The sequence below is a fragment of the uncultured Pseudoflavonifractor sp. genome, from assembly GCA_904419835.1.
Taxonomy (GTDB): Bacteria; Bacillota; Clostridia; order Oscillospirales; family Oscillospiraceae; genus Pseudoflavonifractor.
Genome location: CAJFTA010000068.1, coordinates 1 through 11,296, shown reverse-complemented (window position 1 = coordinate 11,296; position 11,296 = coordinate 1). Strand labels below are relative to the sequence as shown.

The window sequence follows — 11,296 nt, the reverse complement described above, 5'->3', positions numbered from 1 at the left end:
AATCCGTCATTTTCGGGGACATGTGCCTCGAAAATGACACTTCTCATGAAATTTTTGCCGACAATTTCATCAGAAATCGAGGTGAAAATTTCATGAAGCCCCTTCGGAAAAGTGGCGGAAGCCACTTTTTCGACAGCCTGAGCGGCCCTCCGGCGTTTGCCCGGAGGGCCGCTGTATTTCCAGGGGAATTTTCGACGGACCGCCGGCTGCGGGGAGAAAACGGTTGAGTATTGGCGGAGGAAGTGCTATAATATTTTCCAAATGCGTAGACATGAGAGAGACTGTTCCGAGAGGAGTTTCCGATAATGAAGATCGTTGTTTTGGCCGGCGGGCTTTCGCCGGAGCGGAATGTATCCCTGTCCACAGGCACCATGGTGGCCGAGGCCCTCACCAGCCTGGGCCATGAGGTGGCGCTGGTGGATATGTACTTCGGCGTGAAGGAGAAGGGGACGGCGCTGTCCGCGCTCTTCGGCGCGCCCATCTCCGAGGAGCACAAGCGGGTGAGCCGTCAGGCCCCCGACCTGGCGGCGGTGAAGGCCAGCCGCACCGAGGGTGGGGACAGCATGTTCGGCCCGGGCGTGCTGGAGCTGTGCGGCATGGCCGACCTGGTATTCCTGGCCCTCCACGGCGCCTGCGGCGAGGACGGCCGGGTCCAGGCCGCCTTTGACCTGATGGGCATCCCCTACACCGGATCCGGCTATCTGGGCAGCGCCATCGCCATGGATAAGGACCTGACCAAGCGGATGGTATCCGATGTGGTCAGCACCCCCGGCTGGAAGACCGTGTCCTACACCGCCGGCGACATCGACTCCCTGGTGGAGAGCGCCCGCCTGCCCCTGGTGGTCAAGCCGGTGGCCAGCGGCTCCTCCATCGGCGTGTCCATCGCCCACACGGCGGAGGAGCTCCGCGCCGCCCTCACCGGCGGCCTGGCCCTGGGCGGCCGGACCGTGCTGGAGCAGTATGTGAAGGGACGGGAGCTCCAGGTGGCCATCCTGGAGGATAAGGCCCTGCCCTCCATTGAGATCATCCCCAAGCAGGGGTTCTACGACTATGAGAATAAGTACCAGCCCGGCGCGGCCGAGGAGGTCTGCCCGGCGGACATCAGCCCCGAGGCGGAGCAGAAGCTGCGGGACGCGGCCGTGCGGGTCTATGAGACTCTGGGCCTGTCGGTGTACTCCCGGGCTGACTTTATCCTGGACGCCGACGGGGAGCCCTGGTTCCTGGAGATCAACACCCTGCCCGGCATGACCCCCACCAGCCTGGTGCCTCAGGAGGCCGCCGCGGTGGGGATTGACTACAACACGCTGTGCCAGCGCATTGTGGACGCATCCCTGGCGGCGCGGAAGCAGGGCCGGTAGTGGATACGGTGTAAGAAAAAGACTGGACACAAGGAGAAGCATATGGAACCGATCACCATACGGGATATTCTCACGGCGGTAAAGGGCCGGATTCTGGGCGACTTTGACAACCTGGACCTGGAGATCAGCCGGGTGGAGACGGACAGCCGCACCATCCACCCGGGCTCCCTCTTCATCCCCCTCATCGGCGAGCAGTTCGACGGCCACGCCTACATCACCGCGGCCCTGGAGGGGGGCGCGGCGGCCTGCTTCACCCAGCGGGACCGGGAGAGCTACCTGCCCGGCAAGTGCTACATCCGGGTGGACCACACCCAGCGGGCCCTCCGGGAGCTGGCCGTCTGGTACAAGAAGAAGTTCGACATCCCGGTGGTGGCGGTGACGGGCAGCGTGGGCAAGACCACCACAAAGGACATGGTGGCCGCCGTCCTGGGGGAGCACTACAAGGTGCTCAAGACCGAGGGCAACCTGAACACGGACATCGGCACCTGCCGCACCCTGTTCCGCCTGGACAGGAGCTACCAGATCGCCGTGCTGGAGATGGGCATGAACCACCCCGGCGAGATTGAGGTCATGTCCGCCATCGCCCAGCCCGACGTATGCCTCATCACCAACATCGGAGACTCCCACATTGAGCACCTGGGCTCCCGGGAGAACATCCTCAAGGCCAAGTGCGAGATTTTCAGCCATGCCATGCCGGGCTGCCTGGCGGTGCTCAACGGGGACGACCCGCTGCTGCGCACCCTGGAGGGCAAACTGCCCGGCCCCATCCTCTGGTGCGGCGGCGCGCCGGGGCTGGACTACACCGCCGACAACCTGGTGAGCGACGGCACGTCCAACGTGTGCTGTGAAATAAAAACCCCTCACACCAGCTGCCGGGTGGAGATTCCCGCCCTGGGCAGCCACATGATCTACCCCACCTTAATGGCGGCGGCGGTGGCGGAGCACTTTGGCGTCACGGCGGAGGAGTTCCGCCGGGGCGTACTCCATTTCGCCCCCACCAAGATGCGCATGAATATCATCCAGCGCGGGGAGGATATCACCATCCTCAACGACACCTACAACGCCAATCCCCAGTCCATGCGTGCGGCGGTGGAGGTGCTCTCCAAGACCCACGGGGAGCGGAAGATTGCCGTGCTGGGGGATATGTTCGAGCTGGGCGCCCTGGCTCCCGCCCTTCACGCCGGCATCGGCACCTACCTGGGCAAGGCGGGCATCGACTGCCTGGTGGCCGTGGGAGAGCTGGCAAAACACATCTATGACGCCGCGGCCGAAGCCGGGGTGCCGGAGCTCCACTACTGCGCCACAAAGCAGGAGGCCCTGCCCGTCCTGGCGCAGGTGGTGAAACCACACGCGACCATTCTGGTCAAGGCCTCCCGGGGCATGGCGTTTGAAGATTTGACAGAGTACTTGAAGCAGATCACTCAGGAACCCTAGTCAGCCGAAGAGCTTGGCCAGGTTCTCCCGGAAGGGCGGGTAGATAACCCCACGCTCGGTGATGATGCCGGTGAGCAGCTGATGGGGAGTCACGTCAAAGGCCGGGTTCCAGGTGCGTATCTGCCCGGGCGCGGTCTGAACCCCCGCCGGATGGGTCACCTCCTGGCCGGGGCGCTCCTCAATGGGGATGCCGCTGCCGTCTGGGATGGACAGGTCGATGGTGGAGGAGGGCAGGGCGGTGTAGAAGGGGATGCCGTGGTAGCGGGCGTTGACCGCCACCGAGTAGGTGCCGATCTTGTTGGCAAAGTCCCCGTTGGCGGCCATCCGGTCGCAGCCCAGAACCACCAGGTCCACCTTGCCCTGGGCCATGAGAAAGCCGGCCATATTGTCGGTGATGAGGGTGCAGGGGATGTTGTCCTTCACCAGCTCGTAGGCGGTGAGGCGGGCCCCCTGGAGCAGGGGACGGGTCTCGTCGGCGTAAACCATATCCACTTTACCCTGACTGAAAGCGGAGCGCACCACGCCCAGCGCGGTGCCGTATCCGCCGGTGGCCAGGCTGCCGGCGTTGCAGTGGGTGAGAATGCGGGCGTGGGCGGGCACCACCGCCGCGCCGAAGCCGCCCAGGGCGCGGTTCATCTCCACATCCTCCCGGTGAATGGCCTGAGCCTCCCGGATGAGGGCGTCCGCAGCCTCCGGCGTGCCGCCGTTGGCCTTCAGACAGTCCGCCATGCGGCGGAGGGCCCAGAACAGATTGACGGCGGTGGGACGGCTGGCGGCGAGCACCTGCTCCGCCTCCTCCATGGCGGCGGCAAAGTCCGGCGCGTCCCGCAGCGCCAGGGCGGCCAGGCAGTAGGCGTAGGCCGCCGTGATGCCGATGGCGGGGGCGCCCCGCACCACCATGTCGGTGATGGCCCTGGCCACAGCCCGGAAATCGGTGTAGGCGATCCAGTCCTCGTGGACGGGAAGCCTTGTCTGGTCAAGAAGGTAAAGTGTATTTCCTTCCCATCGAATCGCATCCATAGCGCAGCCTCCTAAGCGGGCCGGCCCCGTGGGGCGGCCGGCGATATAGGTTAATTGTAGCACAAAGGACTGACAGGAGACAAGAAATGATAGATATATCCGTCTCAAACCTGACCAAGGAGTTTGAGGTAGGCAAGAAAATACTGGACGGCCTGACCTTCCAGGTGGACCAGGGAGAGCGGGTGGGCCTGCTGGGCAAGAACGGCGCGGGCAAGACCACGGTGTTCAAGATCATCACCGGCGAGATGGACTACGATGACGGCCAGGTGATGACCGCTCCCGGCAAGACGGTGGGCCTCATCTCCCAGATCCCGGTCTATCCGCCGGAGTACACCGTGGAGGACGTGCTGAGCACGGCCTTCTCCAAGCTCCACAGGATGGAGGAGGAGATGGCCGCCCTCACCGCAAAAATGGGGGAGGACAGCGATCCGGCCCTGCTGCGGCGGTACGGGGAGCTGTCCGCCGCATTTGAGGCCAAAGGCGGGTACGACACCGCCACCGAGCTCAACAAGGTGTGCAACGGCCTGGAGATCCCCCAGTCCATGCGGGAACAGCTCTTCTCCGCCCTGTCCGGCGGGGAAAAGACCCGGGTGAACCTGGCCCGCCTGATTCTGGAGGACACCGATATCCTCCTGCTGGACGAGCCCACCAACCACCTGGACCTGCGGGCCACCGAGTGGCTGGAGGAGTACCTGGACAAGTTCAAGGGCACGGTGCTGGCCATCTCCCATGACCGGTGGTTCCTGGACAAGGTGGTCCGCCGGGTGATTGAAATCGTGGACGGCAGGGCCGAGTTCTACGAGGGCAATTACAGCTTCTACGTGGTGGAGAAGGAGCGCCGCTACCAGGAGCAGCTCAAGCAGTACGAGAAGGAGCAGGCCAAGATCGGCCAGCTGGAGAAGGCGGCCGAGCAGCTGCGTATCTGGGCCTATTCGGGAAACGACAAAATTTTCAAGCGGGCCCAGTCCATGGAGAAGCGCATTGAGCGCATGCGCACCACCGACAAGCCCAGGAAGGAGCGGAAGCTGGACATCCGCTTTGGTGAGCGGGACTTCCGGGGCGACGAGGTGATGGTCATCAAGGGACTGGCCAAGCGCTTTGACGGCCGGACCCTGTTTTCCGACGTGAACCTGCTGGTGGAGGGGGGCGAGCGCATCGCCCTGCTGGGCGACAACGGCACCGGAAAATCCACCCTGATTAAAATTCTCATGGGGGAGGAGCCGCCCAGCGAGGGCAAGATCCGCATGGGCCCCACGGTGAAAATCGGCTACCTGCCCCAGATTATCCACTTCTCCCACCCCGAGCGGAATCTGGTGGATACCATGATCTACGACCTGGACTGCTCCACCCAGACCGCCCGCAACCGGCTGGCCGCCTTCAACTTCCGGGGAGAGGACGTGTTCAAGCCGGTGTCCGCCCTGTCGGGCGGCGAGCAGAGCCGCCTGCGGCTGTGCATGCTGATGGACGAGAAGATCAACCTGCTGATTCTGGACGAGCCCACCAACCACCTGGACGTGGCCAGCCGGGAGTGGATTGAGGAGGCGGTGGAGGACTACGAGGGCAACCTGCTCTTCGTCTCCCACGACCGGTACTTCATCAACCGCTTCGCCACCCGCATCTGGATGCTGGAGGACGGGCATATCACCGACTTTGAGGGCACCTATCAGGAGTTCCAGGCCGCCCGGGAGCGGAAGCAGGCCCAGGCCAAGGCCGCCCCTCCGGCCCAGGAGCAGAAGCCCAAGAAGGAGAAGCCCAGGCGCCCCGGCGGCACCAAGGAGCTGGAGAAGCAGGTGGCGGCGGCGGAGCGGGCGGTGGCCAAGGCGGAGGAGCGGCAGTATAAGCTGTCCCTCAGGGCCGAGGAGGTGGCCTCCAACTACCTGGAGCTCCAGAAGGTGTACGAGGAGCAGAAGGCGCTGGAGGACGAGATTGCCGCCCTGTATGCCAAGTGGGAGCAGCTGGCCGCTGAGCTGGAGGAGGCCCAGGGATGAGACAGCAGAACGCATACCGCCCCTACGGCGGGAAAAAGCCCCATCCGCTTCTGCGGATTGTGATTGGTCTGATTGGGCTGGGGCTTATCTGCTTTGCCATTCTGGCCGCCATCGTGTACGCCGGGGAGACGACCCATATCGAGGGAACGCCCAGGGCGGCGATTATCCTGGGCTGCAAGGTGGAGGAGAGCGGCCCCTCCCAGCTGCTGCAGGACAGGCTGGACACAGCCCTGGACTATCTGGGCGGCCTGGACAGCCCCATCCCGGTCATCGTCAGCGGCGGCCAGGGGCGGGATGAGCCGGTGAGCGAGGCCGCCGCCATGGCGGACTACCTGATCCAGGCCGGTTATTCCGACGCATACATCTATCTGGAGGACAACTCCCACAACACCGCCGAGAATCTGGGCTATTCCCTGGAGCTGCTGGAAGCCCTGTCCCTTGACCCGGCGGAGGATGAAATTCTCATTGTCTCAAACGGGTTCCACCTGACCCGGGCCCGGATGCTGGCGGAGCGGTTTGGGTATGAGCATGTGTCCACCCTGGCCGCGCCCTCCAGCCACCTGCCCTCCCGGATCAGCATGTTTTTCCGGGAGCCCCTGGCGCTGGTGAAGTCCTTCCTCTTTGACCGGGAGATCCCGCAAATTCAGGCGTCCGCCTCCGTGGCTGCGGACGGCCGCACGGCGCAGGGAGGTTAACATGCTGGATAAGCTTAGAAGTTTGGAGCTCCGCTACGAGGACCTGGCGGCCCGGCTCAACGCCCCGGAGACCTACGCCGACCCGGCGCTGGTGGCAAAACTGAACAAGGAGCACAGCGAGCTGGAGCCTCTGGTGGAGACCTACCGGCACTATATGCGGCGGCGGCAGGATATGGAGGAGGCCCGGAGCCTCATGTCCGACCCGGACATGAAGGAGCTGGCCCAGGAGGAGTTCGCCCAGGCCAAGGCGGAGGCGGAGGAGCTGGAGCAGAAGATAAAGATTCTCCTGCTGCCCGCCGACCCCAACGACGGCAAGAACGTCATCGTGGAGATCCGGGCCGGCGTGGGCGGGGAGGAGGCGGCATTGTTCGCCGGCTCCCTCTACCGGATGTACTCCATGTACGCAGAGGCCCGGCGGTGGAACGTGGAGGTAGCCAGCCTGAATGAGACAGAGCTGGGCGGCATAAAGGAAATTTCCTTCACGGTAGAGGGTGCGGGCGCGTACAGCCGCCTGAAATTCGAGAGCGGCGTCCACCGGGTGCAGCGGGTGCCCGAGACCGAGTCGGGCGGGCGGATTCACACCTCCACCGTCACGGTGGCGGTGCTGCCCGAGGCTGAGGAGGTGGACGTGGACATCAACCCGGCGGACATCGAGATGCAGGTGTTCCGCTCCTCCGGCGCCGGCGGGCAGCACGTCAACAAGACCTCCTCCGCCGTCCGGCTTATCCACAAACCCACCGGTATGGTGGTGGAGTGCCAGCAGGAGCGCAGCCAGTTCCAGAACCGGGACAAGGCCATGCAGATTCTCCGCTCCCGGCTCTACGAGGCGGAGCAGCAGCGCGTGAGCAGCCAGTGGAGCGAGGAACGGCGCAGCCAGGTGGGGACGGGTATGCGCAACGAGCGCATCCGCACCTACAACTTTCCCCAGGGCCGCCTGACCGACCACCGGATCGGCCTTACCCTCTACAAGCTGGAGGACGTGATGAACGGCAACCTGGACGAGATTATCGACAGCCTGATTACCGCCGACCAGGCGGAGCGGCTGAAACAGAGCGGAGAGGCGGACTGAAGGACGTCCCGCGAAAGGAGATTTTTACAATGGAGATGCTGATTCACTACACCGGACTGCCCAAGGGGATGGATCAGGAGGAGTTTAAGCTGGCCGTGGCCAATCTGCTGGAGGACGACGGCTGGCTCACCGGCTCCGGGGAGGATGAGAACGGCCACTATCTGGAGCTGGAGCTGGAGGACGAGCGGGTGAACCCCAAGCACTGCATCGTGGCGGTGCGGGGCTATCTGTGCGGCGCCGGCTTCCCCAGTGACACCGCTCTGGAGCTGGCCGGCATGGCCACCAACATCTACGGCTGACAACCCGCCGGAGGCGCGGCAAGACAGGAAAGGAGTCCAAGCGATGAAAAAGGCCACTGCGATTCTGAACATTCTGACCGGCGCGGTGCTGATTGCCGCCGGTATCCTGGGCCTGATCCAGGCCTGCACGGAGCGGAGCACCGACGGCTGGAACTGAAATTCTGATTTTCGAGGCGAACAAGCGTGATAACACAACGACTGACCGCCCAGGACATCCGGGAGGCCGCGGAGATCCTGAAGCGGGGGGGCCTGCTGGGCATCCCCACCGAGACGGTCTACGGCCTGGGGGCCAGCGGCCTGGACCCGGAGGCGGTGGAGCGCATCTTCGCGGCCAAGGGGCGTCCCCAGGACAACCCGCTGATTCTCCATGTCCCCTCCGCGGACTGGCTGGCGCGGTACTGTGAGGATATCCCCGCCGCGGCCTATGCCCTGGCGGAGCGGTTCTGGCCCGGCCCCCTGACCATGATTCTCCGGCGCAGACCCATTGTGCCCGACGCGGTGACCGCCGGGCTGGAAACGGTGGGCATGCGCTGCCCGGACCACCCGGTGACCCGGGACATTATCGCGGCGGCGGGCGTGCCGGTGGCGGCCCCCTCGGGGAACACCTCGGGCCGGCCAAGCCCCACCAGCGCGGCCGACATGCTGGAGGACATGGACGGGAAGATTGACGGCATTGTGGACGGGGGAGCCTGCACGGTGGGGGTGGAGTCCACCATCATCGACCTGACCCTGACGCCCCCCCGGCTGCTGCGGCCCGGCGGCGTAACCCTGGAGCAGCTCCGGGACGCCCTGGGAGAGGTGGACGTGGACCAGGCGGTCACCCGCCTCATGGGCAGGGACGAGCATCCCCGGGCGCCGGGCATGAAGTACCGCCACTACGCCCCCAAGGCGCCGGTGACGGTGGTGAAGGGGCCGGCGGACAGGACCGCGGCCTACATCCGGGACCACCTGGGGTCCGGGAGCGGGGTCATCTGCTTTGACGAGTTCGCCGGGGACTTTCCCGGCCACCTGGTGGAGACCATGGGCCCCGCCGGTGACAAGGAGGAGCAGGCCCGCCGGGTCTTTGACGCCCTGCGGTACTTTGACAGCACCGAAGCGGTTGAGATCTGGGCCCAGTGCCCCGACGACGGGGGCATCGGCCTGGCCGTGTCCAACCGGCTGAACAAGGCGGCCGGGTTCCATATCGTGGACCTGAATGAAACTCCATAACAGACCGGGGCGGCGAGAACCATGAAGATCATCGGCATTACCGGACCCACCGGGGCGGGGAAGACCACCGCGCTCCGGGCTGTGACCGGCCTTGGGGGCTGCGTCATCGACTGCGACCAGGTGTACCACCAGCTGCTGGAAGAGAGCGCTCCTATGAGAAACGAGTTGACGGAACGCTTCGGAAGCGGTATCCTAGACAGTGAACAGCGGCTGGACCGAAAGAAGCTGGGAACCCTGGTCTTTCAGGACGAGGCCCTGCTGGCCGACCTGAATACCATCACCCACCGGTATGTCCGCCGTCGGGTGGAGGAGCTGCTCCGCGCCGCCGGGACGGAGGGGCGGCCTCTGGCCGCCGTGGACGCCATCGCCCTCATCGAGAGCGGCCTGGGTGGGCTGTGCGACACGGTGGTGGCTGTGCTGGCCCCGCCGGAGGCGCGGGTCAGGCGCATCATGGCCCGGGACGGCATTTCGGAGGAATATGCCCGCATGCGGGTGAAGGCCCAGCAGAGCGACGCCTTTTTCCGGGCCAACTGCACTGCGGTGCTGGAGAATACCGGAGACGAGGCGGCGTTTGCCCGGCAGGCAAAGGCCCTGTTTGAGAAAATACTGAAACTCGGAGCGGAATCCCGTTCTGAGCAAGGAGGAAATAACATGGACGAGAAACAGAAGACAGTGGGGGAGCTGCGGCGCGAGGCCCTGCTCTATCAGCCCAAGAACGGCTACGACCGCCTGACGGCGGAGGACGAGGCCGCTATGAAGTCTTACTGTGAGGACTATAAGAAGTTCCTGGACGCGGGCAAGACCGAGCGGGAGTGCGTGGACGAGACCGTCCGCCAGGCCGAGGAGCGGGGCTTCAAGCCCTTTGTCCGGGGCATGGCGATCAAGCCCGGTGACAAGCTCTACCGGGTCAACCGGGGCAAGGCCGTGATGCTGGCCGTGGTGGGTACCGCCCCCCTCAGCGAGGGCGTCAACATCGGTGCGGCCCACATCGACTCTCCCCGCCTGGACATCAAGCAGAACCCCCTCTACGAGGACACCGAGCTGTGCTTCCTCAAGACCCACTACTACGGCGGCATCCGCAAGTACCAGTGGGTGACCATCCCCCTGGAGCTCCACGGCGTCATCGCCATGAAGGACGGCAGCGTCATCAAGGTGGCCATCGGCGCCGGCGCGGGGGATCCCCTCTTCACTGTGGACGACCTGCTGCCCCACCTGGCGGCGGAGCAGAGCAAGAAGCCTCTGGCCGAGGCCATCCCCGGCGAGAGCCTGAACGTGCTGGTGGGCAGCCGCCCCTTCAAGGACGACGAGGGCTCTGAGCGGGTAAAGCTGGCCATCCTGGATCTGCTGAACCAGAAGTACGGCATCGTGGAGGAGGACTTCATCTCCGCCGAGCTGACCGCCGTGCCCGCCTTCCGGGCCAGCGACATCGGCTTTGACCGCTCTCTTATCGGCGCCTACGGCCACGACGACCGGGTGTGCGGCTATGCGGCCCTGGCGGCCCTCTTCGCCCTGGACGGTGCGCCTACCCGCACCGCCGTGTGCATGCTGGCCGACAAGGAGGAGATTGGATCCGAGGGCGTGTCCGGCATGAAGTCCGCCGCCTTCGACACCTTTATGAGCGACCTGTGCGACGCCCAGCAGGTGTCCCTGAAGGCCTGCTATGAGCGGTCCTTCTGCCTGTCCGCCGACGTGTGCGCCGCTTACGACCCCAACTTTGCCGAGGCCTTTGAGAGGCGCAACAGCGCTTATATCAACCGCGGCATGGGCCTGTGCAAGTACACCGGCGCCCGTGGTAAGGCCGGCGCGTCCGACGCCTCCGCCGAGCTGGTGGCCTACACCCGCCGGATTCTGGACGAGGCAGGCGTGGTGTGGCAGATGGCCGAGCTGGGCAAGGTGGACCAGGGCGGCGGCGGCACCGTGGCGGTGTACATGGCCGAGCGGGACATCGACACGCTGGATGCCGGCGTGCCCGTGCTCTCCATGCACGCCCCCTATGAGACGGTGAGCAAGCTGGACTGCTACATGACCTACAAGGGCATGCGGGCGGTATTCGAGGCAAAGTAAAAAGCAACCGGAATGAGAAATGGGCTCCGCATACGTATGCGGAGCCCATTTCAGCGTGTCGAAAAACCTTGGTTGAACAGAATCGGGCTGTGTCGGGGCGGGGGAGCGCGAGGGGGCAGCCGCCCGCCTCGCGTGGAATCGAATGCCCCGGAAGCCTTGC

At 65.0% G+C, this 11,296-nt stretch carries 10 protein-coding genes and 1 pseudogene; 10 read left to right on the top strand and 1 reads right to left on the bottom strand.

What is annotated here, in order from left to right:
* The 3 genes from QZY67_RS10590 to murF all read left to right on the top strand — a co-directional run.
* Positions 1 to 227, top strand: a 227-nt coding sequence (locus tag QZY67_RS10590; RefSeq protein WP_295370157.1) for a hypothetical protein, incomplete at its 5' end; no start/stop codon positions are given.
* A gap of 78 nt (positions 228 to 305) precedes the next feature.
* On the top strand, positions 306 to 1,358 hold the full coding sequence (locus QZY67_RS10585) for a D-alanine--D-alanine ligase (protein ID WP_295370155.1): 1,053 nt from the start codon (positions 306 to 308) through the stop codon (positions 1,356 to 1,358).
* Between the two features lie 42 nt (positions 1,359 to 1,400).
* Entirely contained in the window at positions 1,401 to 2,792 is a 1,392-nt protein-coding gene (gene murF, locus QZY67_RS10580; protein ID WP_295370152.1) for a UDP-N-acetylmuramoyl-tripeptide--D-alanyl-D-alanine ligase, read from the top strand.
* On the opposite strand, the gene mtnA is transcribed toward murF, so the two are convergent.
* Complete coding sequence (mtnA, locus tag QZY67_RS10575) at positions 2,793 to 3,812, bottom strand: S-methyl-5-thioribose-1-phosphate isomerase (protein ID WP_295370150.1); 1,020 nt, start codon at positions 3,810 to 3,812, stop codon at positions 2,793 to 2,795.
* 86 nt (positions 3,813 to 3,898) lie between these two features.
* Between mtnA and QZY67_RS10570 the strand changes: the two genes are divergently transcribed.
* The 7 genes and pseudogenes from QZY67_RS10570 to QZY67_RS10540 all read left to right on the top strand — a co-directional run bounded on the left by QZY67_RS10570 (position 3,899) and on the right by QZY67_RS10540 (position 11,136).
* Positions 3,899 to 5,800 carry an ABC-F family ATP-binding cassette domain-containing protein gene (locus QZY67_RS10570; protein ID WP_295370148.1) on the top strand — a complete coding sequence of 634 codons (1,902 nt, stop codon included), beginning with the start codon at positions 3,899 to 3,901 and terminating at the stop codon, positions 5,798 to 5,800.
* Positions 5,797 to 6,495, top strand: a complete 699-nt coding sequence (locus tag QZY67_RS10565; protein WP_295370145.1) for a YdcF family protein — start codon at positions 5,797 to 5,799, stop codon at positions 6,493 to 6,495. Before QZY67_RS10570 ends, QZY67_RS10565 begins: the two co-directional genes overlap by 4 nt.
* 1 nt (position 6,496) lies before the next feature.
* Complete coding sequence (gene prfA / locus QZY67_RS10560) at positions 6,497 to 7,564, top strand: peptide chain release factor 1 (protein ID WP_295370142.1); 1,068 nt, start codon at positions 6,497 to 6,499, stop codon at positions 7,562 to 7,564.
* 29 nt (positions 7,565 to 7,593) lie between these two features.
* A complete protein-coding gene (locus tag QZY67_RS10555; RefSeq protein ID WP_294534586.1) occupies positions 7,594 to 7,863 on the top strand; it encodes a hypothetical protein in 270 nt (89 codons plus the stop codon).
* 183 nt (positions 7,864 to 8,046) lie between these two features.
* On the top strand, positions 8,047 to 9,072 hold the full coding sequence (locus QZY67_RS10550) for an L-threonylcarbamoyladenylate synthase (protein WP_295370138.1): 1,026 nt from the start codon (positions 8,047 to 8,049) through the stop codon (positions 9,070 to 9,072).
* Between the two features lie 21 nt (positions 9,073 to 9,093).
* Positions 9,094 to 9,630: pseudogene (gene coaE, locus QZY67_RS10545) on the top strand (dephospho-CoA kinase); the annotation flags it as partial.
* 93 nt (positions 9,631 to 9,723) lie between these two features.
* Entirely contained in the window at positions 9,724 to 11,136 is a 1,413-nt protein-coding gene (locus QZY67_RS10540; RefSeq protein WP_295370159.1) for an aminopeptidase, read from the top strand.
* The last annotated feature ends 160 nt before the right edge of the window (positions 11,137 to 11,296 follow it).

What these genes read in the sequence shown, in the direction of transcription:
- QZY67_RS10585 (WP_295370155.1), top strand. Translation starts at nt 306, where the DNA reads ATGAAGATCGTTGTTTTGGCCGGCGGGCTTTCGCCGGAGCGGAATGTA.
- murF (WP_295370152.1), top strand. Translation starts at nt 1,401, where the DNA reads ATGGAACCGATCACCATACGGGATATTCTCACGGCGGTAAAGGGCCGG.
- mtnA (WP_295370150.1), bottom strand. Translation starts at nt 3,812, where the DNA reads ATGGATGCGATTCGATGGGAAGGAAATACACTTTACCTTCTTGACCAG.
- QZY67_RS10570 (WP_295370148.1), top strand. Translation starts at nt 3,899, where the DNA reads ATGATAGATATATCCGTCTCAAACCTGACCAAGGAGTTTGAGGTAGGC.
- QZY67_RS10565 (WP_295370145.1), top strand. Translation starts at nt 5,797, where the DNA reads ATGAGACAGCAGAACGCATACCGCCCCTACGGCGGGAAAAAGCCCCAT.
- prfA (WP_295370142.1), top strand. Translation starts at nt 6,497, where the DNA reads ATGCTGGATAAGCTTAGAAGTTTGGAGCTCCGCTACGAGGACCTGGCG.
- QZY67_RS10555 (WP_294534586.1), top strand. Translation starts at nt 7,594, where the DNA reads ATGGAGATGCTGATTCACTACACCGGACTGCCCAAGGGGATGGATCAG.
- QZY67_RS10540 (WP_295370159.1), top strand. Translation starts at nt 9,724, where the DNA reads ATGGACGAGAAACAGAAGACAGTGGGGGAGCTGCGGCGCGAGGCCCTG.